The organism is Halomonas heilongjiangensis (assembly GCF_002879645.1).
In the GTDB taxonomy this organism is placed as follows: domain Bacteria; phylum Pseudomonadota; class Gammaproteobacteria; order Pseudomonadales; family Halomonadaceae; genus Halomonas; species Halomonas heilongjiangensis.
On the sequence record NZ_PNRE01000025.1, the window covers coordinates 179,632 to 205,058 of the forward strand.

At 66.7% G+C, this 25,427-nt stretch carries 24 protein-coding genes; 4 read left to right on the top strand and 20 right to left on the bottom strand.

The features are described 5' to 3' along the window. Window positions 1-55 precede the first annotated feature (55 nt). From C1H66_RS05695 to C1H66_RS05710, 4 genes are all read right to left on the bottom strand, one after another. The gene (locus tag C1H66_RS05695; RefSeq protein ID WP_102626932.1) at window positions 56-1,765 is read right to left on the bottom strand and encodes a polysaccharide biosynthesis/export family protein; all 1,710 of its coding nucleotides are present in this window, start codon (window positions 1,763-1,765) and stop codon (window positions 56-58) included. Continuing rightward, window positions 1,762-2,103, bottom strand: a complete 342-nt coding sequence (locus C1H66_RS05700; protein WP_170064095.1) for a DVU3141 family protein — start codon at window positions 2,101-2,103, stop codon at window positions 1,762-1,764. The genes C1H66_RS05695 and C1H66_RS05700 overlap by 4 nt, the downstream gene beginning before the upstream one ends. Window positions 2,104-2,812: 709 nt before the next feature. Next, window positions 2,813-3,922 carry a glycine cleavage system aminomethyltransferase GcvT gene (gcvT, locus tag C1H66_RS05705; protein WP_102626934.1) on the bottom strand — a complete coding sequence of 370 codons (1,110 nt, stop codon included), beginning with the start codon at window positions 3,920-3,922 and terminating at the stop codon, window positions 2,813-2,815. Between the two features lie 50 nt (window positions 3,923-3,972). Beyond that, window positions 3,973-5,376 (bottom strand): alanine/glycine:cation symporter family protein, encoded by a 1,404-nt coding sequence (locus tag C1H66_RS05710; protein ID WP_102626935.1) that lies wholly within the window; start codon window positions 5,374-5,376, stop codon window positions 3,973-3,975. 546 nt (window positions 5,377-5,922) lie between these two features. Here C1H66_RS05710 and gcvH point away from each other — a divergent pair. Continuing rightward, entirely contained in the window at window positions 5,923-6,315 is a 393-nt protein-coding gene (gcvH, locus tag C1H66_RS05715; RefSeq protein ID WP_102626936.1) for a glycine cleavage system protein GcvH, read from the top strand. Between the two features lie 96 nt (window positions 6,316-6,411). Continuing rightward, window positions 6,412-9,306 (top strand): aminomethyl-transferring glycine dehydrogenase, encoded by a 2,895-nt coding sequence (gene gcvP, locus C1H66_RS05720; RefSeq protein ID WP_102626937.1) that lies wholly within the window; start codon window positions 6,412-6,414, stop codon window positions 9,304-9,306. Between the two features lie 70 nt (window positions 9,307-9,376). Here the strand turns inward: gcvP and C1H66_RS05725 are convergent, their stop codons facing one another. Further along, on the bottom strand, window positions 9,377-10,291 hold the full coding sequence (locus C1H66_RS05725) for a LysR family transcriptional regulator (protein ID WP_102626938.1): 915 nt from the start codon (window positions 10,289-10,291) through the stop codon (window positions 9,377-9,379). Between the two features lie 165 nt (window positions 10,292-10,456). Here C1H66_RS05725 and ppnN point away from each other — a divergent pair, with 165 nt between their 5' ends. After that, complete coding sequence (gene ppnN / locus C1H66_RS05730; protein ID WP_102626939.1) at window positions 10,457-11,818, top strand: nucleotide 5'-monophosphate nucleosidase PpnN; 1,362 nt, start codon at window positions 10,457-10,459, stop codon at window positions 11,816-11,818. Window positions 11,819-11,828: 10 nt separating this feature from the next. On the opposite strand, the gene C1H66_RS05735 is transcribed toward ppnN, so the two are convergent. Both C1H66_RS05735 and C1H66_RS05740 read right to left on the bottom strand, forming a co-directional pair. Next, entirely contained in the window at window positions 11,829-12,197 is a 369-nt protein-coding gene (locus tag C1H66_RS05735; protein ID WP_102626940.1) for a hypothetical protein, read from the bottom strand. A 1-nt stretch (window position 12,198) separates the two neighbouring features. Next, the gene (locus C1H66_RS05740; RefSeq protein ID WP_102626941.1) at window positions 12,199-12,663 is read right to left on the bottom strand and encodes a flavodoxin domain-containing protein; all 465 of its coding nucleotides are present in this window, start codon (window positions 12,661-12,663) and stop codon (window positions 12,199-12,201) included. Window positions 12,664-12,892: 229 nt separating this feature from the next. On the opposite strand from C1H66_RS05740, the gene C1H66_RS05745 reads away from it, so the two are divergent. Then, window positions 12,893-13,099: a DUF2788 domain-containing protein gene (locus tag C1H66_RS05745; RefSeq protein WP_102626942.1), complete on the top strand. Its 207-nt coding sequence runs from the start codon at window positions 12,893-12,895 to the stop codon at window positions 13,097-13,099. A 68-nt stretch (window positions 13,100-13,167) separates the two neighbouring features. Here C1H66_RS05745 and ihfA read toward each other — a convergent pair whose 3' ends face one another. From ihfA to C1H66_RS05810, 13 genes are all read right to left on the bottom strand, one after another. Next, a complete protein-coding gene (gene ihfA / locus C1H66_RS05750) occupies window positions 13,168-13,623 on the bottom strand; it encodes an integration host factor subunit alpha (protein WP_306417647.1) in 456 nt (151 codons plus the stop codon). Beyond that, a complete protein-coding gene (gene pheT, locus C1H66_RS05755) occupies window positions 13,544-15,925 on the bottom strand; it encodes a phenylalanine--tRNA ligase subunit beta (RefSeq protein WP_102626944.1) in 2,382 nt (793 codons plus the stop codon). The genes ihfA and pheT overlap by 80 nt, the downstream gene beginning before the upstream one ends. Before the next feature lie 45 nt (window positions 15,926-15,970). Further along, window positions 15,971-16,990, bottom strand: coding sequence for a phenylalanine--tRNA ligase subunit alpha (pheS, locus tag C1H66_RS05760; protein WP_102626945.1), 1,020 nt, complete (start codon window positions 16,988-16,990; stop codon window positions 15,971-15,973). Between the two features lie 131 nt (window positions 16,991-17,121). Continuing rightward, window positions 17,122-17,475, bottom strand: a complete 354-nt coding sequence (gene rplT / locus C1H66_RS05765) for a 50S ribosomal protein L20 (protein WP_102626946.1) — start codon at window positions 17,473-17,475, stop codon at window positions 17,122-17,124. Window positions 17,476-17,510: 35 nt separating this feature from the next. After that, a complete protein-coding gene (gene rpmI / locus C1H66_RS05770) occupies window positions 17,511-17,705 on the bottom strand; it encodes a 50S ribosomal protein L35 (RefSeq protein WP_023006837.1) in 195 nt (64 codons plus the stop codon). An 87-nt stretch (window positions 17,706-17,792) separates the two neighbouring features. Beyond that, on the bottom strand, window positions 17,793-18,332 hold the full coding sequence (infC, locus tag C1H66_RS05775) for a translation initiation factor IF-3 (RefSeq protein WP_102586570.1): 540 nt from the start codon (window positions 18,330-18,332) through the stop codon (window positions 17,793-17,795). 33 nt (window positions 18,333-18,365) lie between these two features. Beyond that, entirely contained in the window at window positions 18,366-20,267 is a 1,902-nt protein-coding gene (gene thrS / locus C1H66_RS05780; RefSeq protein WP_102626947.1) for a threonine--tRNA ligase, read from the bottom strand. Window positions 20,268-20,550: 283 nt separating this feature from the next. Continuing rightward, window positions 20,551-21,222 carry an OmpA family protein gene (locus tag C1H66_RS05785; protein ID WP_102626948.1) on the bottom strand — a complete coding sequence of 224 codons (672 nt, stop codon included), beginning with the start codon at window positions 21,220-21,222 and terminating at the stop codon, window positions 20,551-20,553. Window positions 21,223-21,494: 272 nt separating this feature from the next. After that, a complete protein-coding gene (locus C1H66_RS05790; RefSeq protein ID WP_102626949.1) occupies window positions 21,495-21,962 on the bottom strand; it encodes a DUF2489 domain-containing protein in 468 nt (155 codons plus the stop codon). Between the two features lie 154 nt (window positions 21,963-22,116). Continuing rightward, window positions 22,117-23,040: a heme o synthase gene (gene cyoE, locus C1H66_RS05795; protein ID WP_102626950.1), complete on the bottom strand. Its 924-nt coding sequence runs from the start codon at window positions 23,038-23,040 to the stop codon at window positions 22,117-22,119. Further along, the gene (locus C1H66_RS05800) at window positions 23,033-24,091 is read right to left on the bottom strand and encodes a COX15/CtaA family protein (protein ID WP_102626951.1); all 1,059 of its coding nucleotides are present in this window, start codon (window positions 24,089-24,091) and stop codon (window positions 23,033-23,035) included. Before C1H66_RS05800 ends, cyoE begins: the two co-directional genes overlap by 8 nt. Before the next feature lie 38 nt (window positions 24,092-24,129). Next, a complete protein-coding gene (locus tag C1H66_RS05805; protein ID WP_102626952.1) occupies window positions 24,130-24,678 on the bottom strand; it encodes a hypothetical protein in 549 nt (182 codons plus the stop codon). Continuing rightward, window positions 24,675-25,421 carry an SURF1 family protein gene (locus C1H66_RS05810; RefSeq protein ID WP_240618219.1) on the bottom strand — a complete coding sequence of 249 codons (747 nt, stop codon included), beginning with the start codon at window positions 25,419-25,421 and terminating at the stop codon, window positions 24,675-24,677. The genes C1H66_RS05805 and C1H66_RS05810 overlap by 4 nt, the downstream gene beginning before the upstream one ends. Between the last annotated feature and the right edge of the window lie 6 nt (window positions 25,422-25,427).

The window sequence follows — 25,427 nt, forward strand, 5'->3', positions numbered from 1 at the left end:
GGGAACCAGGCGCCTCGGGCCGATGCCGCGCCATGGCGGCACCGGCCCAGGCGTGCTAGATATCGAGCACGACCTTGGTCGCCACGGCGATCTGGAAGAGGATCTGGCTGAGGGTGGAGGCGAGCTGCAGGTTGTTGCTCGGCACCTTGGGCATCACCAGGATCTCGTCGCCGGGCCGCAGGGTGGCGTTGCGAGCGTTGACCACCGCGCCATTCTGGCGTGCGATCAGGATATGGTCATCGTCGGCGCGCTGGGTGAAGCCACCGGCCGCTTCGATGTAGTCACGCACGCTCATCCCCGGGTTGTAGACGGCCGCCTGGGGCACGACGATCTCGCCGCTGACCAGAATGGAGTCGCTGATCTCGGGAATGGTGATGAGATCGCCATCCTGCAGGCGGATGTCACTGATACGATCGTCCTGGGCGACCACCAGCCGGCCGGAGGGTTCGACCTCCCGGGCCCGCGCGACGAAGTCCTGGATGAGCTCGGCCTCCTGCACACGGGTGCGGGCTTCCTCATCGGTGCGAGTCGGCGCGCCGAGGTAGGTGGTCTCCAGGCGGCGCAGGCTATCCTCGAGTGACTGTCGCTGCTGCTCGGCCACGCTCTCGCGGCGCAGCGAGACGCTGTAGCCGGCGGTCATGTCCTTGGGTACCGCGATGGCATCGAGCAGCTCACTCAGGCGCGCATCACGCGGCAGTGCATAGCGCGAGGGGCCATAATGGCTGCCTTCGATCTGGACGACGATGGTCTCGTCGCGCTGGTCGGCGCTGAACGTCACTTCATCGCCGCTGCGTACGGTCTGCCCATTGAAGGCGTTGAGCGGGAAATAGCGGGCAAAGGGGCCGTCATCGCGGGAGCCACGCACCAGCACATGGGAGACACCGGCCTTGAGACGGGCCAGGTTGGCCACTTCCGCGCCGGTCAGCCGCTCCCCGATGAGCTCGTAGCGATACTCGCGATGCACGTCGCCCACCACGGCGATGGAGGGGCCGCGCTCCTCCACCACGATGGTATCGCCATCCCGCAACTGGGGGCGGGCAATCTCGCCGTCGAGCAGGAAGTCATAGAGATCGACCCGAGCCACGACCTGGTTGTCGCGTATCACGCGGATATTGCGGAAGCTGCCCAGCTCATTGTCGATGCCACCGGCCTGATCGAGGAAGTAGAGCAGCGAGTCGCTGGGGGTGCCGGCGTAGCGGCCGGGGTTCTCCACGTAGCCGGTGACGAAGACGCCCACCGGCTGCACGCCCTGCAGGTTGGTATAGACCTGGACGTTGTCGGGATAGACGGCGTGGATCGCCTGACGCACGCTCGAGTCGAGCTGCTGGCTGTTCTGCCCCTGTACCTCCAGCGGGCCGATGCTGGGGATGAAGACATTGCCCTGGGCATCGACCGTGAGCACCCGGTCGATCTCCACGGCCCCCCAGGCGCGAAGCGTGACCTGGTCGCCGGGCTTGACGCGGTAACCGGGATTCAAGCCGTCGGCCATGGTGCCTCGGAAGCCGCCTTCGAAGAGGTTGGCACCGAAGGGGGGAAGCCGGTCGGCGGCTTCGTCGAGTCGATCCTGAGGGACGGGGCCATAGGTACCGCTTCGCCAGTCGGCACGCGGGGTGTCATCCACCTCCTCGGACGCTGACGAGGCCCGCTGCTGCTCCGGCAGGATGCCGCTGGGCGGGTTGACGGTCTGGGCATGGGCCAGTGCTCCCAGCAGCGTACAGAGCAGGCCGACGAGCAGGGGCAAACAACGTTTCACTTGCAGCATCATCGAGCACTCCCTGTACTCAGCATTTCGGTGACCAGGCGCTGGGTCTCCCACCCCTGCGCGCTTTCACAAGCGACCGCCTGCTGGGGACCGGTGCTCGCCGACACTATGCTCAGCCGGCGACACTCACGGCCACTGGCGGCGTGATAGGGCTCGTCGGCCACGACCTCGACGTCGCGGCCCCAGGGGCTCTCGGCCAGGGTGATCACGGCACCACCGGGCGACCGGGAGAGGAAGCCACTGAGGTTCTCGTCCAGGGGCTGACCCCGGCCCCCCTGCACCACGCCGCCCGGCTGCGAACCGGAGAATCCCCCCGGAGCCGCACACCCTCCCAGAAGCATGGCAAGGCCCAGAACAACCACGCCGTTCCGTGCAGGCCGCCTGAGCAGAAGCTGGACAATCCTTGACATGTGGAATCTCTACATTGATGGCGATGCCTGCCATTCTGCCATGGGCAGGCACCATGAGTGTCGACAAGGGAATAATAGGCCAAATATTGCGCTTTCAGACACGCTACCGCCCGGGGATTTGAACGGACGCATTCCCTTGCCCTGACCAGATGACATCCTGTCGTCTGCCGAGCCCACCCTGTCACGAGTGAGCTCAAAATTGACGGCAATTTTATGGGAGAGATACGCCTATCTCCATAAATTGCCATGGAAAGTGCCCTTTCTCTAAGTAGAACAGTCGCCACTTGACTACACCCCTGTCGGCGCGAGATTACATCCCGGAAGGGTTCACTGGAGAGGGTCGCTTATCGCCAACACGCCTGTCGGCGTGTGACTACATCCTGAAGTGAATCGCCGGGCGAGGTCGTCGATTGTCAACACTACTGCCGACAAATGCATACACCCTGGGGCGAGTCACTGCAGACACAATGCGGGATACCAGTGGCCGGATCGGCAGGTGTCGAATCGACTGCCCGCCCCCTCAGGAGTAGCACCAGCCAGCCGCACCATAGAAAACGGCCACCTCCCGGGAGGTGGCCGTCGTTGTCGAGTCCATGGCAGAGGGGACGGTGCGGCGGTAAGATAACGGTATAAACTCTCTCTAGCCGCGATAATAGCCGGGCGCCACGAAGGGCATCTTGCTGACTGTCATCGGCAGGCGCTTGCCGCGCACCTCGGCGTAGACGGTGGTGCCCGGCTCGGCCGAGGAGATCGACACGTAGGCCATGGCGACCGGCCGACCCACGCCGGGGCCGAAGCCCCCCGAGGTCACCACGCCGAGGTGATGGCCGTTGGCGTCATAGAGCTCGGCGCCCTCGCGAACCGGCGCGCGCCCCTCGCCCAGCAGGCCCACGCGCTTGCGGCGGTGGTCCTTCGCCTCGATCTGATGCAGGATCAGGTCGGCCCCGGGGAAACCACCGGGCCGCACGCCGCCGCGACGGCGTGGCTTGCCGATGGCCCAGACCAGCCCCGCCTCCAGCGGCGTGGTGGTGGTGTCGATGTCATGCCCATAGAGGCACAGCCCGGCCTCCAGGCGCAGCGAGTCACGGGCACCGAGGCCGATCGCCTCGACCTCCTGCTCGGCCAGCAGCCGGCGGGCCAGGGCCTCGGTGGCATCGGCGGCCACCGAGATCTCGAAGCCATCCTCGCCGGTATAACCGCTGCGACTGACCCACACCTCGAGGCCCGCGATCTCGAAGCGACCATGCTGCATGAAGACCATGTCACAGGCGTCCGGGCAGAGCCGCTGCATCACCGCCTTGGCCTCGGGGCCCTGCAGCGCCAGCAGGCCACGGTCGACCACCTCGACCTCGTGATCGGGCAGGCCACGCCGCAGGTGAGCGACGTCCTGATCCTTGCAGGCCGCATTGACCACCAGGTAGAGGTGATCGCCGGCGTTGACCACCATCAGGTCGTCGAGGATGCCCCCCTCCTCGCTGGTGAACAGCGCATAGCGTTGCATCCCCTCGGGCAGACCGACGACGTCCGCCGGCACCAGGGTCTCCAGCGCTTCGGCGGGAGACGGGCCACGCAGCAGGACCTGGCCCATGTGGGAGACATCGAACAGGCCACAGGCGCCACGGGTATGCTCGTGCTCCTTCTTGACACCGAGCGGATACTGCACCGGCATCTCGAAGCCGGCGAAGGGCACCAGCTTCGCGCCCAACTCCAGGTGCAGGTCATACAGCGGTGTTCGCTTGAGTTCGCTCATGTCGTTTCCTCATGGGTCATGGTGTCGTGGGGCACAACGCAGGCCGCTCTCTAGCGGTCGTGGTCCAGTTCCTCGCCCGGCAGGATCTCCTTGCCGTCGAAGTAATCGCGGGTCAGCTTGAACACCACCGGCGACAGCAGGGCCAGGGCGATCAGGTTGGGGATCGCCATCATGGCATTGAAGGTGTCCGCCATCAGCCAGATGAAGCCCAGCTGCGCCATGGCACCCAGTGGAATGGCCAGCACGAACAGCACCCGATAGAGCATGATGGAGCGGGTACCGAACAGGAACTGGAAGCACTTCTCGCCATAGAAGGACCAACCGAGGATGGTCGTGAAGGCGAAGACCGCCAGGGCCAGCGAGACGATCTGGTTGCCGAAGCCCGGCAACGCAGCGTCGAAGGAGAGCGCCGTCAGCGAGGCCCCCGCCTCCCCCTCGATCCACACCGTGGAGGTGAGGATGACCAGGGCGGTGATGGTGCAGACGATGATGGTGTCGATGAAGGTCCCGAGCATGGCGATCAGGCCTTGACGTACCGGGTTCTTGGTCCTGGCCGCGGCGTGGGCGATGGGCGCACTGCCGAGCCCTGCCTCGTTGGAGAAGATGCCGCGGGCCACGCCGAAGCGAATCGCCGCCATCACGGCCGCCCCGGCGAAGCCACCGGCCGCCGCCATAGGATTGAAGGCGTAGTAGAAGATCAGGCGGAAGGCTTCGCCGATCTGGCCGGCATTGACGATCAGCACCAGCAGACCGGCAAGCACGTAGAGGATGCCCATGATCGGCACCAGCTTGCCCGCCACCCTGGCGATACGCTTGATGCCACCGAGAATCACCGCACCGGCCAGCACCATGATCACGACACCGGTCAGCCAGTGGGGGATGTTGAAGGTCGAATCGAGAGCATCGGCCACCGAGTTGGACTGCACGGTATTGCCGATGCCGAAGGCCGCCACGGCCCCGAAGAAGGCGAAGGCGCCCCCCAGCCATAGCCACTTCCTGCCCAGCCCGTTCTTGATGTAGAACATCGGCCCCCCGACATGGTAGCCGGTGCTGTCGGTCTCGCGGTAGCGCACGGCCAGCACCGCCTCGGCGAACTTGGTGGCCATGCCCACCAGGGCGGTGATCCACATCCAGAACACCGCCCCGGGGCCACCCAGGGCGATGGCCGTGGCCACCCCGGCGATGTTGCCGGTACCGATGGTGGCCGAAAGCGCCGTCATCAGGGCGTTGAAGGGCGAGATCTCCCCCTCTTCCTCCTTGGCCCTCTTCTCGCCCGGTGCCAGTTTGCGATCACGCCCCTGCCACATCAGACGGAAGCCCATGCCGAGCTTGCGGATCGGCATCAGCTTCAGGCCGATCTGCAGATAGAGGCCCACCCCGAGCAGCAGGATGAGCATCAGGGGGCCCCAGACCACGCTGTTGATGGCACCGAAGATACTGTTCAAGGTTTCCACGAACGTCTCCCTTTTCACTTGTTGTTATGGCCTGCCACGCAGCGCCGCAGGCCAACCCGAGCAGGTGATCATCACGGCGAAAGCACTTGCGAACGGATGATCGATAGAATGAGCCCGCGTACCATAGCGGATCATGCCGTTATCACACCAGTCTCGTGGAACGCTGAGGCAGGCCTTCCCTCATCATGCTCCGGCGACCAGCGCCGGCCGATCGCGGAGAAAATAGTTTCCTATTGGAAACACGCACTCTACCGGCCGCTCCCGCACCACGCAACCGCCTCGGCGCCAGGACCCGCAGCCGACGCCGCGCGGCTCCCCACCAGCGTAGTGAGTCGTGCCGCCATCTGTCGACTGGCCGTGCCGGCGCGCCGCTGCCCCGGGCCCGGGACAAGCCACTGGACGTCGCCGACTCGTCGAGCCACCCTGAGAGGCGGGTATTGCCCTGCAGGCGTCGCCTCCGGCAATGCCGAGGACGGACTCGCCAAACGCCGCCAATGGCGTTAGCATTCGCGAAACCGGTAAACCTTTTTCGTATAGGAAAACGTGATGAGCTCAATCCCAGCCAACCTTCGTTATGCCGAAAGCCATGAATGGGTACTCGACAACGGCGACGGCACCGTGACCATCGGCATCACCGACCATGCCCAGGGAGCACTGGGCGACGTGGTCTTCGTCGAGCTCCCCGAGGTGGGGCGTGCCCTCGAACACAATGAGGAGTTCGGCGTGATCGAGTCGGTCAAGGCCGCCTCCGACCTCTATGCCCCCGTGGCCGGCGAGATCGTCGAGGTCAACGAAGCCCTCGAGGATGCCCCCGAGACGGTCAACGAGTCGCCCTACGAGGATGGCTGGATCATGAAGGTCCGCATCACCGATGCCGCCGCCCTCGACGCCCTGCTCGATGCCGACGGCTACCAGGCCGTGACCGACGCCGACGACTGATCTCTTCGCCGATCTCGCCCCCCGGCCACCGCGGCCGGGGACACTGCTTCGCCGACCGCCGCCGCTACGGCAGGTCCAGACTACACAGGGTGCTCCATGGCTCTCGACAACCGCCGACTGGCCGAACTGGCCGCACACGACGACTTCCTCCAGCGTCACAATGGTCCGAGCGACGATGATGTCGCCGCCATGCTGGCCACCCTGGACCTGGAGTGCCTGGAGTCGCTCGTCGAGCGGACCGTGCCGGCCGACATCCGCCTCGGCCGCGCCCTGGCGCTGGACCCCCCACGCAGCGAGGCGGAAGCACTCGACTACCTGAAGCGCCTGGCCCGCCAGAACAAGGTGTTCAAGAGCTACATCGGCCAGGGCTACCACGACACCCACCTGCCGCCGGTGATCCAGCGCAACGTGCTGGAGAATCCTGGGTGGTACACCGCCTACACCCCCTACCAGCCGGAGATCGCCCAGGGCCGCCTGGAGGGACTGCTCAACTTCCAGCAGATGGTCATGGACCTCACCGGGATGGCGCTGGCCAATGCCTCGCTGCTCGACGAGGCGACCGCCGCGGCCGAGGCCATGGCGCTGTGCAAGCGTGCCAACAGGAAAGCGAAGAGCGATGCCTTCTTCGTTGCCGCCGACGTCCTGCCCCAGACCCTCGACGTGGTACGCACCCGTGCCGCCTATTTCGGCTTCGAGCTGATCGTGGCCCCCGCCGAGGAGCTGGCCGATGCCGACGTCTTCGGCGCCCTGCTGCAGTACCCCGGGGACGGCGGCCGGGTACACGATCTCGCCCCGCTGCTCGCCGGCGCCGCGGCGCGTGGCATCATGACCTGCGTGGCCGCCGACATCATGAGCCTGGTGCTGCTCGCCGAGCCCGGCGCCCTGGGTGCCGATATCGTGGTCGGCTCCTCCCAGCGCTTCGGCGTGCCGATGGGGTACGGCGGCCCCCATGCCGCCTTCTTCGCCACCACCGACAAGCTCAAGCGCTCGATTCCCGGCCGCATCATCGGGGTATCGAAGGATGCCCGCGGCAACACCGCCCTGCGCATGGCGATGCAGACCCGCGAGCAGCACATCCGCCGCGAGAAGGCCACCTCCAACATCTGCACCGCCCAGGCACTGCTGGCCAACATCGCCGGCTTCTATGCCGTCTACCATGGGGCCGAGGGGCTGCGCACCATCGCCGGCCGCATCCATCGCCTGACCACCATCCTCGCCCAGGGGCTGCGGGCCAGGGGCGTCGAACTCGCCCACGACAGCTGGTTCGACACCCTGCGCCTGACCGGCGTGGACGCCGGCAAGATTCATGGCCGAGCGATGACCCACGAGATCAACCTGCGCTATTTCGGCAATGGCGACGTCGGCGTGAGCCTCGACGAGACCACCACCACCCACGACCTGGACACCCTGTTCGACGTGCTGCTGGGCGAGGAACACGACCTCTCGGTGGCCGCCCTGGACGAGCGCATCGTCGCCGAGGGAACGAGCGGCATTCCCGCGGCCTGCCGGCGCGAGTCGGAGTTCCTGACCCACCCGACCTTCCGGCGCTACCGCAGCGAGACCGAGATGCTGCGCTACCTCAAGCGCCTGGAGAACAAGGACCTGTCGCTGACCCATGCGATGATCCCGCTGGGCTCGTGCACCATGAAGCTCAACGCCACCAGCGAGATGATCCCCATCACCTGGCCGGAGTTCGCCAGCGTCCATCCCTTCGCCCCCAAGGAGCAGGTGGCCGGCTACCGGCAGATGATCGACGAGCTCGCGGCCTTCCTGGTGGAGATCACCGGTTACGACCACATCTCGATGCAGCCCAACTCCGGCGCCCAGGGCGAGTACGCCGGCCTGGTGGCGATCCGTCGCTACCAGGCGGCCATCGGCGAGGGCCACCGCGACGTCTGCCTGATTCCCAGCTCGGCCCACGGCACCAACCCCGCCTCGGCGGCCATGGCGCAGATGAAGGTCGTGGTGGTGGAGTGCGACGAGCTCGGCAACATCGACACCGACGACCTGCGCGCCAAGGCCGAGCGGCACGGCGATGCCCTGTCGGCGATCATGATCACCTACCCCTCCACCCACGGCGTCTTCGAGACCAATGTGCGCGAGGTCTGCAAGATCGTGCATGCCCATGGCGGGCAGGTCTACATCGACGGGGCCAACATGAATGCCCAGGTGGGCCTGGCACGCCCCGGCGACTTCGGCGGCGATGTCTCGCACCTCAACCTGCACAAGACCTTCTGCATCCCCCACGGCGGCGGCGGCCCCGGAATGGGCCCGATCGGCGTCAAGGCCCATCTGGCGCCCTTCGTCTCCAACCATGTGGTCACCCCCATCGAGGGCGTGCATGCCGACTGTGGCGCGGTCTCGGCAGCCGCCTTCGGCTCGGCGTCGATCCTGCCGATCTCCTGGGCCTACATCAAGATGATGGGCGCCCGAGGCCTGACACGCGCCACCGAACTGGCGATCCTCAATGCCAACTACGTCGCCCGGCGGCTTCAGGCCCACTATCCGGTGCTCTATCGCGGCGTCAACGGCACCGTGGCCCACGAGTGCATCATCGATATCCGCCCGCTCAAGGCGGCATCCGGCATCAGCGAGGAGGACATCGCCAAGCGCCTGATGGACTACGGCTTCCACGCCCCGACCATGTCCTTCCCGGTGCCCGGCACCCTGATGGTCGAGCCCACCGAATCGGAGTCACGCTACGAGATCGACCGCTTCTGCGATGCCATGATCGCCATCCGCGAGGAGGTCAGGAAGGTCGAGAACGGTGTCTGGCCGGTCGACGACAACCCCCTGGTGCGCGCCCCGCATACCATGGCCGACCTGATGGACGACGCCTGGGAGCGCCCCTACTCCCGCGAGCTCGGCGCCTTCCCGTCCGAGGCCGTCAAGGCGGCCAAGGTCTGGCCGGCGGTCAACCGGGTCGACAACGTCCTCGGTGACCGGCAGTTGGTCTGCTCCTGCCCGAGCATCGACACCTATCGGGATTGAAGGCCATGACTGACGAGAGGCCCCACCACCGCGGGGCCTCTTCGCCTGGCAGAGCGTCACGGCGCCCCGCCTAGCCGAAGCCCGGCTGCTCGCTGTAGCCGTAGAGCGCCTGGCGCCGCTGCTCGCGGAAGTCCTCCAGCAGGCGCGCATAGCGGCGCGGCATCTCGACCCCGGCGCGACTCACCAGGTGCAACGTCTCGTGGACCGGCACCGGCAGGTCGAGCTCCTTGACCTGGCGCTGCCAGGGCGAGGTCTCGAGCACCAGCCGCGAGACCACCGTGAACCCCAGGCCACGGGCCACGGCGTCCAGCACCATGCCCACCTCATTGGTGAACCCCTGGCGCCGGAAGTGGCTCATCGAACGGAACTCCGCCGGAAAGTTGCTGCGCAGCAGCGCCCCGGCATGGTTCATGCCTTCCGAATGGCTGATGAAGCCGATGCCCATCAGGTCGGCAAGGCCGCTCCCCGCAAAGTCGGCCGGCACCACCAGGCAGAGCGGCTCGCGGTGCCACGGCTCGATGTCCAGGTCGGGCTGCCTGACCTCTTCGGTGATGATGCCGAGATCGTAACGACCGCCCAGGACGTCCTGGGCGATCTCTTGGTTGAAGGCGAAGCTGTAGCTCACGGTCAGCCCGGGGTGCATCTGCTGCTGGCCGAGGATGAACGGATAGAGCATCAGCCCCACGCTGCCGGGCGAGGCCAGTCGGCAATCGCCGGAGAAGAGCGAGTCGGCATCGAGGGAGTGGCGGAACTGCTCGTGCTCGGCGAACAGCTTCAACGCATAGTCGTAGGCGCGACGCCCCGCCTCGGTGAGGGTGAAGCGGCGCCCGTGGCGATCGAGCAAGGGCTTGTCCAGGTACTGCTCGAGCTTGCGCACGTGCTGGCTGACCCCGGGCTGGGTCATCTCCAGCTGGCGGGCCGTGCGAGTGAAACTGCCGGTCTCGACCAGGGTGATGAAGGTACGGAAGTACAGGGCATTGAACATGGGGGGGGACACGTCACTCGCGGGAGCCGGCTAGCACGCATTCTACCAGCTCGCCTGCCCCGTCGCACCGCTGCGCGACGGCGACCGGCCATGGTAGCATCTTCACTGACACCCGGCCCGTGATGCCGGCCAAGCACGACTCCGTTCACGACAAGGACGCCCAGGATGCCCGATACCATTTCCAGTACCATCTCGCCGGAAGGCAGCCTGGAGATACTCTCCCAGCACGAGGTCAGTCGCCTCCACGACACCTCCCGCAGCGGGCTGCACGACCTGCTGCGCCGCTGCGCCCTCGCCGTGCTCAACTGCGGCAACCCCACCGACGACAGCGTGGCGCTGATGGAGGCCTACCAGGACTTCGACATCGAGGTGATCCCGCAGGACCGCGGCGTGCGCCTCAAGCTCACCAACGCCCCGGCCGAGGCCTTCGTCGACGGCAAGATGATCCGCGGCATCCGGGAGCACCTCTCGTCGATCCTGCGCGACATCGTCTACGTCTACAACGAGATCCAGACCCATCGACGCTTCGACCTCACCACCGGCGAGGGCACCACCAACGCGGTCTTCCATATCCTGCGCAAGGCCGGCACCCTGAAGCCGGGGCGCGACCCCAGCCTGGTGGTGTGCTGGGGCGGCCATTCGATCTCCCGGGAGGAGTACGAGTACAGCAAGGACGTGGGCTACCACCTGGGCCTGCGGGAGCTGGACATCTGCACCGGCTGCGGCCCCGGTGCCATGAAGGGACCCATGAAGGGCGCCAACGTGGCCCACGCCAAGCAGCGCCGCCACCAGGGCCGCTACCTGGGTGTCTCGGAGCCCGGCATCATCGCCGCCGAGGCCCCCAATCCCATCGTCAACGAACTGGTGGTGATGCCCGATATCGAGAAGCGCCTGGAAGCCTTCGTGCGCCTGGGCCACGGCATCATCGTCTTCCCCGGCGGCGTGGGCACCGCCGAGGAGATCCTCTATCTGCTCGGCATCCTGCTGCACCCGCAGAACGGTGACATGGAGCTGCCGGTGATCTTCACCGGCCCCGCCGACTCCGCCGACTACTTCCGGCGCATCGACGAGTTCCTGGTCTACACCCTGGGCGAGGAGGTGCGTCGGCTCTATCGCATCATCATCGACAACCCCACCGAGGTGGCGCGCACCATGCGCAAGGGAGTCGACACCGTCACCGACTATCGCAGGACCCGCCAGGATGCCTTCTACTACAACTGGCGACTGAACATCGACCGTCACTTCCAGGAGCCCTTCGCCCCCACCCACGAGGCGATGGCGGGGCTGGCCCTGCATCGCCAGCAGCCGGTGCACGAGCTGGCCGCCAACCTGCGCCGCGCCTTCTCGGGCATCGTCGCCGGCAACGTCAAGGAGCACGGAATTCGCGCCATCCAGGCCCATGGCCCCTTCGAGCTACATGCCGAACCGGAACTGATGACGCGTCTCGACGAGCTGCTCACCTCCTTCGTCGCCCAGGGTCGCATGAAGCTCGCCGGCGACTACGAGCCCTGCTACCGGCTGGCGTGACCCACGCCCCTCACGCCCTCTCGGCCCGCCACCAGAGCCAGAGGGCGTGGAGCAACAGGCCGAGGGTGGCGCCATGGGCGAGCAGCAGTTGCCAGCCGATCCAGTCGGTGAACAGGGCGTGCCAGGCGCCCATGCCGGCGAGCCCGGCCAGCAGGCTGAGGCCCAGCCGGCCCAGCAGGCCCGGCAAGCGCCGGCGCGCATCGCCGGCCAGCATCCGCCAGTGGATGAAGGCCACCGCCGCCACCGCCACCACGGCGATCAGGATCAACGACAGCCGTGTCTCGTGACCGCCCACCAGGAAACGGGGCACGGTGGCCAGCATCAGCAGCACCAGGCCCAGCATCAGGCTGAGCCGCTCGGGGGTGGGGTTGGCCCCCATCTCAGGCCACCTTCAGCTGCTGGGTCTCGATCCACTCCTCGGCCCAGGGGAGCGCCTCGTCGTCGGCCATGAAGGTCTCCATGGCATCGACCTCGAGGCGCTCACCCAGGCGAAGCGCCCCCTGCCCCGCGAGCAGTTCATCGAGGCTGCGCCCCGCGCCACAGAAGGTATCACCGTAGGAGCTGTCGCCCAGGGCGATCAGCCCGTAGCGCAATCCGCTCAGCGACGGCGATTGCTCGTCGATGGCGCGCACGAAGGGCACGAAATTGCCGGGGTAGTCCCCGCTGCCGGTGGTGGAGACGCAGAACAGCGCCAGGTCGGTGGTCGACCCGGTCAGGTCCTCGAGGGTCGGCTGATCGAAGATGGCCACCTCGTAGCCGGCCTGTTCGAACAACGGCTTGACCTGCTCCGCGACGTCCAGGGCGCCGCCGTACATGGTACCGACGAAGATCTTCAGCATGGGCATGTCTTGGATTTACCTGAGAATTCCGGTCGGATTTTAACATGCTGCCGGGTCGCGGCGCATCCCGACCGCGGTGACGGGCAGGGCCATCGCAGATAGCAGCGTTGCTCGGGGCTGATCCGCCGACAGGCCTGCGGCGACGGGTGGGACACCCGGCCGCAGCCGGCGCCCTGCACCGCGGGCCATGGCCGAGTATAATGCTCGGGTTCTCTTCCCCCTGCACGGAGGCGATATGCAGCAGACCTTCGAGGCCTGGGTCACGCCGATCATGATCGGCGGCCTGATCCTCTTCATGTGCTTCATCATCTGGGATCTGGCGAAGAAGTCCCAGGCCGGACGCTTCGGCACCCTCATGCTGTTCGTCGTTCTCGGCGCCGGCATGCTGGGCTATGTGTTCAAGGTGGTCATCACCTGGATGATGGAGAATGGCGGCGTCTGATCCACCATGCTCCAGCACGACACGACAACGCCACCCATCGGGTGGCGTTGTCGTGTCGGGGGCGGCGCTCAGGGCGTGTCGCCGTGGTAGCTCTCGACCTGACTCTTGAGCTTCTGTCCCGGGCGAAAGGTCACCACGCGACGCGCCGAGATGGGAATCTCCTCGCCGGTCTTCGGGTTACGCCCCGGCCGCTCGCGCTTGTCGCGCAGGTCGAAGTTGCCGAAACCCGACAGCTTGACCTGCTCGTTCTCGCGCAGGCAGGCACGGATCTCCTCGAAGAAGGCCTCCACCATGGACTTGGCCTCGCGCTTGGAGAGGCCGAGTTCGGCGTGCAGATGTTCAGCCAGTTCCGCCTTGGTCAATGCACCCATGTTCACTCCCTCATGGTGGATCCGCCCCGCCGGCCGGCCGGTGGCTGCATCGGCCTCACGGCTATCCTCACAGCTATCCACGCAGCTCAGCGCCCAGGTGCTGGCGTGCGTCGGCGACGATGGCGTCAACCAACTGATTGATTTCATCGTCATTCAGCGTGCGCGAAGGATGCTGCCAGGTCAAGCCCAGGGCGATGCTCTTGCGCCCTTCCGGCACTCCCTGCCCCTGGTAGACATCGAACAGCCGCGACTCCGTGAGCCACTCCCCGGCCTGGCCATGGATGCTGTCGAGCAGCGCCTGTACCGGCAGCGACTCATCGACCAGGAAGGCCAGGTCGCGGCGCACCTCGGGATGGCGGGACAGCGGCGAGAAGGACGGGACCCGGCCCTGGGTCAGGGCATCCAGGCGCACCTCGAACAGCAGGGCATCGACCTTCAGGCCCAGTTGCGCCCGCACCGCCGGATGCAGGGTGCCGATCCAGCCGGCCTCCTCGCCCCGATACAGGAGGCGGGCGCATTGCCCCGGATGCAGCGCCGAATGCTCGCCGGGCTCGAAGCGCCAGGCCTCGGGCTCGCCGCCCATCGCCAGCAGGCTCTCGAGATCACCCTTGAGATCGAAGAAGTCGACCCTGTCCCTGCCACCGGCCCAGCCCTCGGGCTCGCGGGTGCCGCACACCAGCCCCCCCAGCATCGGCGTCTGCTGCAACGCGTCGAGCTCGCCACGGAAGACCAGGCCGGTCTCGAACAGCCGCACCCGGGTCTGCTGGCGGTTGAGGTTGTGCATGAGCGCCCGTACCAGGCCGGGGAAGAGACTCGCCCGCATCACCGACAGGTCGCTGGAGATGGGGTTGGCGAGCACCGGCGACACCACCCGGGGCAGCAGCGCCTGCTGCAGTTCCGGTGAGACGAAGCTATAGGTCACCGCCTCCTGATAGCCACGGGCCACCATCTGCCGCCGCAGCCGGCCCAGCGGGGTGCGTGCCTCGTGGTCGGGGCGCAGCGACAGGCGCGCCGCCGGGCGGCGCACCGGCAGGCGATTGTAGCCATGGATGCGCGCCACCTCCTCGACCAGGTCTTCCTCGATGGCGATATCGAAGCGCCAGCTCGGCGCCCGGGCCACCCAGCCCTCGGCGCTCGTTTCCACCGCCATGCCCAGCCGCTCGAGAATCTCGCCGACCTCGGCGGACGGCAGCGCCTTGCCGAGTGCCTGCTCGAGACGCGACGCCCGCAGCCGCACCCGGCGCTCGCCGGGCAGCTGCTCGGCGCTGACCGCCTCGATCAGCGGTCCCGGTTCGCCGCCGGTGATCTCGAGCAGCAAGCGCGTGGCACGCTCGGCGGCCTCGCGGGCCAGCTGCGGGTCGACGCCCCGTTCGAAGCGATGCGAGGCATCGGTATGCAGGCCATAGTGGCGCGCCTGACCGGCCACCGCCAACGGCGAGAAGAAGGCCGCCTCGAGGAAGATGTCGCGGGTCGCGGGACTCACCCCGGAGTGCTCGCCGCCCATGACGCCGGCGATCGCCAGCGGGCCGCGCTCGTCGGCGATCACCAGGGTGGCGTCGGTCAGGGTGATCTCCTGGCCGTCGAGCAGCACCAGGCGCTCGCCCTCCCGGGCCAGGCGCACGATCACCGCCCCATGCAGGTTGGCACGGTCGAAGGCGTGCAGCGGCTGCCCCAGCTCGAGCATCACGTAGTTGGTGACATCGACCACCGGGTCGATGGCACGGATGCCGCTGCGCCGCAGCCGCTCGACCATCCACAGCGGCGTCTCGGCACCCACATCGACGCCCTTGATCAGGCGACCGATGTAGCGCGGGCAGCGCTCCTCGTCCTCGACGCGCACCGGGAAGGTCTCGCCATGGGTCGGTGCCACCGCGACGATCTCGGGGCCCTCGACCGCCAGGCGGTTGAGCACCCCGACCTCGCGGGCCATGCCCTTGACGCTCAGGCAGTCGCCGCGGTTCGGGGTCAGGTCGACCTCGATGGTGTGGTCGTCGAGCCCCATGAAGGCGCGAAAGCTCTCGCCCGTCGGCGCATCGCCCGGCAGCTCGAGAATACCGTGGGAGGTCTCCTCCTCGAGCCCCAGCTCCGAGGCGGAGCAGATCATGCCGCGTGAATCGACGCCGCGCAGCTTGGCCTTCCTGATCCTGAAGTCGCCGGGCAGCACGGCACCGACCCGGGCGAAGGCCACCTTCTGGCCCACGGCGACGTTGGGCGCGCCACACACCACCTGGACCGGCTCGCCGCTGCCGTCGTCGACCCGGCAGACATTGAGCTTGTCGGCATCCGGGTGCTGCTCCCTCGAGACCACCTCGGCCACCATCACGCCCTCGAAGGCCGCGGCCACCGGCTCCACGGCGTCCACTTCCAGGCCGGCCATGGTGATCTGGTCGGCCAGGGCCTGGGTCGCAAGCTGCGGCGAGACCCAGTCACGCAGCCACTGTTCGGAAAATTTCATGGTCAATCCTGTGTTCTGCCAAGGTCCGTGTGTAATGCCGTGCGATCAGGCGAACTGGCGCAGGAAGCGCAGGTCGTTGTCGAAGAACAGGCGCAGGTCGTTGACCCCGTAGCGCAGCATCGCCAGCCGCTCGGCCCCCATCCCGAAGGCGAAGCCCTTGTAACGCTCGGCGTCGATACCGGAGTGGCGGAACACCTCCGGATGCACCATGCCGCAGCCCATGACCTCGAGCCAGCCGCTGTGGGAGCAGACCCGGCACCCCTCGCCGCCACACATCACGCACTGGATGTCGACCTCGGCGGACGGCTCGGTGAAGGGGAAATAGGACGGCCGGAAACGCACCGAGAGGTCATCGCGCTCGAAGAAGGCGTGCAGGAAGTCCTCGATGGTGCCCTTGAGGTCGGCGAAGCTGACGTCCTCATCGACCAGCAACCCCTCCACCTGATTGAACATCGGCGTGTGGGTCAGGTCGGAGTCGCTGCGGTAGACCCGCCCCGGGCAGACGATGCGAATCGGCGGCGCCTGCTCCTTCATGGTCCGCACCTGCACCGGCGAGGTGTGGGTACGCAACAGGCGGGTCGCATCGAAGTAGAAGGTATCCGCCATGCCGCGGGCCGGATGGTGGGCCGGGATGTTGAGTGCCTCGAAGTTGTGATAGTCGTCCTCGATCTCCGGCCCCACCGCCACATCGTAGCCGATGCGGGTGAAGAGCCCCTCGATGCGCTCCAGGGTCAGGGTGACCGGATGCAGGCCACCGCTGGGCTGACCGCGCCCCGGCAGGGTCACATCGATGCGCTCGGCGGCGAGACGCGCCTCGAGCGCGGTCTTCTCCAGGGCATGTCGGCGCCCCTCGAGCTCCTCGGCGAGGGCCTGCTTGGCCTGGTTGATGCGTTCGCCCGCCGCCGGGCGCTCTTCCGCCGGCAGCTTGCCGAGCCCCTTGAGCAGCGCCGTGATCTCGCCCTTCTTGCCGAGATAGCGCACCCGCAGCTCTTCCAGCGCCGGAATGCTGTCGGCCGCCTGGATGGCGTGGCGAGCCTCGGTGACCAGAGTGGGAAGGTGGTCCATCCGTTGAGCTCCGAAGTCTGTGGTCCTGCAATGATGTCGCTTGCAAAAAAACAGGGGAAGAGCGGCTGCTCTTCCCCTGCAACGCCGGCGACCGGCCGGCGGGTGCCGGAGGCGGTCGCGGTCGATGTCACTTACTGGGCAGCCTTGGCCTTCTCGACGATGGCGGCAAAGGCAGCCTTCTCGTTGACGGCCAGGTCGGCCAGCACCTTGCGATCGATCTCGATACCGGCCTTCTTGAGGCCACCGACGAAGCGGCTGTAGGAGAGACCGTGCACACGGGCACCGGCATTGATGCGCTGGATCCACAGGGCGCGGAACTGACGCTTGCGCTGGCGGCGGTCACGATAGGCATACTGGCCGGCCTTGATGACGGCCTGCTTGGCCACGCGGAAAACCCGCGACCGGGCACCGTAGTAACCCTTGGCCTGCTTGAGAATCTTCTTGTGACGGCGACGGGCAACGACGCCACGCTTGACACGAGTCATAGCAATCTCCTGACGTTAAGGGGGTCTACCAAGGGTTACAGATTCGGCAACATGCGCTGGATCAGCGCCTTGTCGGCGTCGTGAATCTGCTTCATGCCACGCAGATGGCGCTTACGCTTGGTGGACTTCTTGGTCAGGATGTGGCTACGGAACGACTGCTTGTGCTTGAAGCCGTTGGCCGTCTTCTTGAAGCGCTTGGCAGCGCCGCTGTTGCTCTTGATTTTCGGCATGAGACTAACTCCGCTCGAGGTTTTTTCAGAAAACCCGTGGCCGACGGGAAGCGCGGACGCCTCCCGACCGTTCGACTGGCCGTCGGATCACTTCTTCTTGGGGGCAATGATCATGATCATCTGGCGCCCTTCCATCTTGGGGAAGGCCTCCACGGTCCCGATCTCCTCGAGATCCGCGGCGATCCGCTCCATCAACTTGCGGCCGATATCCTGGTGCGCCATTTCACGGCCGCGAAACCGCAGCGTGACCTTGCCCTTGTCGCCACCTTCGAGGAAACGCGTCAGGTTCTTCAGCTTGACCTGATAGTCGCCCTCGTCGGTGCCAGGCCGGAACTTGACTTCCTTGACCTGGATCTGCTTCGTCTTCTTCTTCTGAGCGGACTTCTGCTTCTTCTGCTCGAAGACGAATTTGCCGTAGTCCATGATCTTGCAGACGATCGGATCGGCGTTGGAAATCTGCACGAGGTCCATACCGGCGGCTTCGGCACGCTCCAGCGCGTCGCTGGTGGGCACGACACCCAGCTGTTCGCCGTCGCTGTCGATCAGGCGAACCTGATCCTCGGTAATGCGCTCGTTCATCGGGGGGCGCTTGTCCTGAACGCGCCCTCTTGGGTTGCTTCGCTTGATCGCTACGTCTCCTTAAGACAATTGACGATGTCGTCAGCCGAGTTCGGCACTCAGACGCTCGATGAGGTCGCCGACCTGCATGGTCCCGAGATTCTCGCCGGTACGCGTACGCACGGCGACCGAGTCAGCCTCGACTTCCTTATCCCCCACTACCAGGAGATAGGGAACTTTCTGCAACGTATGCTCGCGGATTTTAAAGCCGATCTTCTCGTTCCTCAAGTCCGCCTTGACGCGCAGGCCGATTTTCTGCAGGCGTTGCTCGAGCCGGGACGCGTAATCACGCTGCGCATCGGTGATGGTCAACACCACCGCCTGCTGCGGCGCCAGCCACAGCGGCATGGCCCCGGCATGGTGCTCGATGAGGATGCCGATGAAGCGCTCGAAGGAGCCCAGGATCGCCCGATGCAGCATCACCGGCGTCTTGCGCGCCCCGTCCTCGTCGACGAATTGGGCGCCGAGCCGGCCCGGCAGGTTGAAGTCCAGCTGCAGGGTACCACACTGCCAGACCCGATTGAGGCAATCCCGCAGGGCGAACTCGATCTTGGGCCCATAGAAGGCCCCCTCGCCCGGCTGCAGCTCCCACTCGAGCCCGGTGGCGTTCAGGGCCGCCTCGAGCCCCGCCTCGGCGCGGTCCCACATCGCCGGATCCCCCATCAGCTCGCCGTCGGGCCGCGTGGAGAGCTTGAGCTCCACGTCCTCGAAGCCGAGCTCCTTGTAGACCTTGAGCGTCAGGGCGATGAAGGCCTCGGCCTCGGCCTGGATCTGCCCCTCGGTGCAGAAGATATGGGCGTCGTCCTGGGTGAAGCCGCGTACCCGCATCAGGCCGTGCAGGGCCCCCGATGGCTCGTTGCGGTGACAGCTGCCGAACTCGGCCAGGCGCAGCGGCAGGTCACGGTAGCTCTTCAGCCCCTGGTTGAACACCTGCACGTGACAGGGGCAGTTCATCGGCTTGACCGCGTACTCGCGCTTCTCCGACTCGGTGGTGAACATCATGTCGCTGTAGTGGCCCCAGTGGCCGGATTTCTTCCACAACGACAGATCGACGATCTGGGGGGTCCTGATCTCCTGATAGCCGTTCTCGACCTGCACCCGGCGCATGTACTGCTCCAGGGCCTGGTAGAGGGTCCAGCCGTTGGGGTGCCAGAAGACCATCCCCGGCGCCTCCTCCTGGAGGTGGAAGAGGTCCATCTTCCTGGCCAGCTTGCGGTGATCGCGCTTCTCGGCCTCCTCGAGTCGCTGGAGGTAGGCCTTGAGCTGCTTCCTGTCGCCCCAGGCCGTGCCGTAGATGCGGGTCAGCATCGGCTTGCTGGCGTCACCGCGCCAGTAGGCACCGGCCAACTTGGTCAGCTTGAAGGCCTTGAGGTGCCGGGTATTGGGCACATGGGGGCCCCGGCACATGTCGATGTACTCGTCGTGATGGTAGAGACGAATGGTCTCACCCTCGGGAATCCCGCGCACGATCTCCTGCTTGTAGGGCTCGTCGCGGTGCAGGAAGGTGAGCATGGCGCGGTCGCGATCGACGTACTCGCGCACCACGTCGTACTCGCTGTCGATAAGCGCCTTCATGCGCGTCTCGATGGCCTCGAGATCCTCGGGGGTCACCGAACGACCGAAATCGATGTCGTAGTAGAAACCGTCGTCGATCACCGGCCCGATGGCCATCCTGGCCTCGGGATAGAGTTGCTTGACCGCATGGCCGATCAGGTGGGCGCAGGAGTGGCGGATGACCTCGAGGCCTTCCGCATCGCGGGCGGTGAGGATCGCCACCGTGGCGTCACGGTCGATGATATCGGCGGCATCCACGGGTACGCCGTCGATCTTGCCGGCCACGCAGGCCTTGGCCAGGCCGGGGCCGATGCTCTCGGCCAGTTGCATCACGGAAAGGGGTTCGTCGAAGGTTCTCTGGCTGCCGTCGGGCAGGGTCACGATGGGCATGAAGGGTCCTTGTGCGCAGTGGTGGCCCATACGAGAGACCACATGTCGCGATGAACGAAGTATTGAACGATGAGCGGGCCACGCCCTCCCCGACCATCACGCCTCGCCACGACGAAGCAACGAGAGTGAGACGGTGCCGGAGACCGGCGCAGCGAGCGCCTACATTACCAGAAGCGCAGCCGCCTGCGCCACGGGTCGCTAGACACGACCGGGGCGCCCTGAGGCGCCCCGGAACCGGACGGAGGCCCGTCCGGCATTGTCGGCATCATGCCGAACGGTCAGCTCACTGACGATCGATCTCGACGCGACGGTTCAGCGCCCGTCCCTCGTCGGTGTCGTTGGTGGCCACCGGACGCTCCTCGCCGTAACCCGTGGCGGTCATGCGATCGCCGGCGATACCCTGAGACATCAGGTAGTTACGCACGGACTCGGCACGGCGCTGGGACAGGCCCTGGTTGTACTCGGCGGAACCGACGGAGTCGGTGTGACCCTCGATGCGCACGCGCAGATTGGGGTTCTCACGCAGGCGGTGAGCGACCTCGTCCAGGGTCATCTCGGCCTGGGGGCGCAGCTCGGCACGATCGAACTCGAAGTTGACCTCGCTGGAGAGCACCACCGGCTCGAACTCCGGCTCGGGAGCAGGTGCCGGCTCGGGCATCGGCTCGGGAGCGGGCTCGGCGACCGGCTCCGGCGTGCGGTCGGCGCACAGCAGGGCACCGATGGCGGCACCCGCCGTGCCACCGATGGCGGCACCATCTTCCTCATCGGAGCTACCGCTGGTGGCATAGCCGATGCTGCCGCCGATCAGGGCGCCGGCGATACCGCAGACCACGGGCTGCTGGTACCAGACGCGGTCGGACGACCCGGCAGAGGATTGAGAGGCCGAACTGGCACAGCCTGAGAGGCCGATGACCAGCGCGGAACCGAGCAACAAGCCAGTCGTAGACTTTTTCATTTTTCAAACTCCTTCTTCTTGATTCAGTTCCTGGGGAAACAGCACAAGTCCCCGTTCCCAAGTGATCCAGACGGTCGGAAGACGCGGGGCCATATCCCCTTGCCCACCCGTTCTACCCGTCAAGCCGGAACTCGACAAGCGATTGACGCCTTCCTGGCGCTGCAAGCTTGCCGGAGCCCGGCGTATCTTTCAATCGTCATCTTATGACATTAACGGCACAGCACGCCACGGATAATCAAACAGTGTGCGATCAACGCGGCTTGCGCAAAGGCTCAGTGCAGGCTCCGCGGCCAGTCGCGACGAAAGGCCAGCGCCGCCCTGGCGGCCTCCAGGACCGCCCCACGCAGCTCGTCCTCGACGGCCAGCCGCTCGCGATCTTCCCGGAAGCGCTCCCTAGGCGTAAGTGCCTCACGGGCGGAATGCGTATGCAGGTGGCGGGTACGAGCGTAGACCTCGCCGAAGGCCTGGAACGCGGGACGCTCCATGAGCCGGGAGTCGAGGATCTCGAGCAGCACCTTGCAGCGCCAGGCGCCCTCGGTCACGTCCACCTGTTCCTGCAGCAGCGCCGATGCCACCAATTCGAGGTTCTCCAGGCAATTGTCGTGGGCACGTCGCTGCTCCTCGATACGCAAGGCTTCGCGACGGCGGACCTCCTGGCGGAGAGTGAAGGCATAGGCGGCCAGGCCGGCGATGATCGCCAGGCCCGCACCGAGCAGGATCAGCGCAGTGGTGGTCGTCATCAGGGTTCCACGAGGGTCATTGGGTTGGGCACGCATTCTACATGGCCCGGCGCCGCACCCCAATCCCCGCCTCCGCCGGAGGCGGTCTGCCCGGCATCGCCGGCTTCGTGCTCACCCTGATGCTCTACTTCCTGATCGTCGCCTTGGGATGATATCAGGACCAGAGGGCCCAGCCCGCAGCATAGTGATCCAGCAGCAGCACCCCGAAGACGCCCAGGATATAACGGATCGAGAACCAGAACGCCGCCAGCGGCGCCTTCGGGTCCTGTCCTCGCCACACCTTCCAGTTCCAGTACATGAAACGGGCGTTGAGCGCCATCACCCCGGCCAGGTAGACGGCGCCGCTCATGCCGATGGCGAAAGGCAGCAGCGTGACGGCCACGGTGAGCCAGCCATAGAGCCAGACCTGCAGCCGCGTGAAGGCTTCGCCATGGGTCACCGGGAGCATGGGAACGCCGGCCTTGGCGTACTCGTCCCGCTTGTGGATCGCCAGGGCCCAGAAGTGGGGGGGCGTCCAGGCGAAGACGATCAGCAGCAGCAGCAACGGCTCCGGGCCGAGCTGGCCGGTCACCGCCGTCCAGCCGAGCAACGGAGGCGCCGCCCCCGCCACTCCGCCGATGACGATGTTCTGGGGCGTGGCCCGCTTGAGGAAGGCGGTATAGACCAGCGCATACCCGAGCAGGGAGCCGAGTGTCAGCCAGGCGGTCAGGACGTTGACCTGCCAGATCAGCAGGCCGATCCCCGCCACCGACAGCAGCGTGGCCCAGCCCAGCGCCACCGAGGTCGGCATGCGCCTCGACGCCAGGGGACGCCGCGAGGTGCGCAGCATCATGGCATCCAGGCGACGATCCACCACGTGGTTGAAGGCCGCGGCGCCGCCGGCCGCCAGGCCGATGCCGACCAGGCCATACACCACCACCGACAGCGACGGCAGTACCGGGCTGGCCAGGGCCATCCCCACCAGGGCACAGGCGAGCATCACCATCACGACCCTCGGCTTGCACAGGGTCACCAGATCCCGCCAGCCCCACTGGGCCTCCGTCAGCGATTCGGCACGCTCGATCACCGCATTAGGCATGTGCCCACTCCTTCTCCGCGGGTTGTTGTCTCTCGTCCTGACCGACCGGTTCCCGCCAGGCCCAGACGGCCAGGGCCATCAGCACCACCAGCGCCACCGCCCCGGCGGTATGCAGCAAGGCCAGCCATAGCGGCAACCACAACAGCACATTGGCGATCCCCAGCCCCAGCTGTACAGCGTACCCGCCGACCAGGGCGCCCAGCCAGGGCCTCAGGCGACGTTCGTGCCAGTGACGCCACGCCAGCAGCAGCAGACCCAGTCCCAGGGCCACGCCCCCCAGGCGATGGCCTAAGTGGATGGCGGTCCGGGCGTCGGCATGCAACTGGCCGTGCAGGTAGTTGGGCCCCACGGTCTGGGTCAGATGAAACCCCTCGCTCCAGTCGGTGTCCGGCCACCACTGGCCGTTGCAGGTCGGGAAACCCTGGCAGGCGATGCCGGCATAGTTGCTCGAGACCCAGCCCCCCAGCGCCAGTTGGAGCAGCAATAGCACCATGGCCAGCCCCCAGAGCGGCGTCAGGGGGCGCCGCGGCGCCGGTACGCCTCCCAGCGTCAGGTCGCCTGACGCGAAGCGACGCAGCCGCAGGTGCAGCCAGAGAAACAGCAGCATCACCGAGAGCCCGCCCAGCAGGTGGAGGGTCACCACCTGGGGCCACAGCTTGAGCGTCACGGTGAAGGCGCCGAAGGCCCCTTGCAGCAGAATCACCACCAGCAGCGCGAGGCTGAGGCCCCAGGGATAGCCGGCGCGACGGCGCAGCCGGAACCCCAGCAGCACCAGGGCGATCACCAGCAGCCCCAGGGTAGAGGCCACGTAGCGATGAATCATCTCGACCCAGGCCTTGAAGCTCTCGAGCGGCATGTCGGGGCTGTGGACCAGCGCCCGCTCGGCATCCGGCACCACCAGCCGCCCGTAACAGCCCGGCCAATCCGGACACCCCAGGCCGGCGTCCACCAGACGCGTCCAGACACCCACCAGGATGACCCCGATGGTGAACACCACCCCGACCAGGCTCAGGGTAACCAGCAGGCGCAACCCGCTCTCCGGCTTCGTCATCGCCACCTCGCCTCTCGTTTCCGCCCACTGCGGACCACTCACTGCTGCGCCACCTGACGCGCACTCTTCACCGAAGACTCCGGGTTCATGCGCAACAGCTTGTTGATATCGTCCAGCACATCCCGGGGCTCGACGCCGGCCGAGTAGCCCAGCACGGCCTCGCCACGGGGGTCGAGCACCCACAGCTGATCGGGCCGCCGCCAGCCGGGGGGTGTCGACCAGCGCGCTACCACTTCGCCGGGCAGCGCCTGCGAATCGCCACCGATCCTCAGGCGGCTGACCCGATGCGCCTCACTCCCCAGCGCCCGATGCAGTCGCCACCACTGGTCGGCCAGCGCCTCGCAGCTCCCGGCGCAGTCGAAGGCCAATACCCAGTCGCCGCCCTCGAGTGGCGCATGGGGCTCGGCCAGCGGCCACTCCGCCAGGGCCGGAATGTCCGGCACCAGCTCACCGTGGGCGGTGCGCTGCTCAGGAATGCCGATACGCCAGGCCACCATGACCCAGGCCACCAGCAACGGCAGCACGAAGACGGCCAGCAACGCCAGCAGCTTGAATCGTGGATGACGAACGGCACGGGGTGCGCTCATTGTCGCGTCTCCTTGGACGGCAGTGAATCGAGGTGCAGGGAAGCGGCAGGCTCATCGCGGTCACGACTCAGGCGACGCCCGCCGACCAGCATCACCGCGAGGGCCGCCAGGGCCAGCCCCCACCACTGAACGGCATAGCCGAGATGACGACTGGGGGGCATCACGCTGGGGGTCCACCAGGAGTCGAGATGGCCCGGGCCGGACGCGAGGTGCAGCCAGCCGTCATGGGCGAAGTCGAGCGACCAGGCGGCGAGATCGATCTGCTGCAACCGCTGCCCCTCGCGATTGGGGCCGAACAGCGGGCCGCCGTCCCCCGCCGGCTGCCAGTCGCCCTCCAGCGTCACCGGCCCGGCAGGCGTCGTGACCGACGGCGTGTCGCGGGTCGTGCCGGTGACGAGGAAGCCGCGCTGGACCAGCCACAGGCGGCCGTCGTCGCCACGCAACGGGGTCAGCACGGCAACGCCGAGCCGGCCATCGAGGGTGCGGTTGTCGAGAAACAGCGTCTGCTCGGCCAGGTACTCGCCGGAAAGCGTCACCCGCGTACCTTCCGGCGGCCGGTCCCGGGGCGCCATCAGATGGGGGGCCGTCTCGAGCCGGCTCAGATAATCGCGCTTCTCGGCGGCACGCTCCCACTGCCAGGCCCCCAGCATCAGCCCGAGTACTACCAGCGGCGACCAGAAGGCCCACCAGAGACGTTGCCGCCGTCGCCCTGCACAGGCATGCTGGATGTCTTCGCGAGCCAAGGAGTG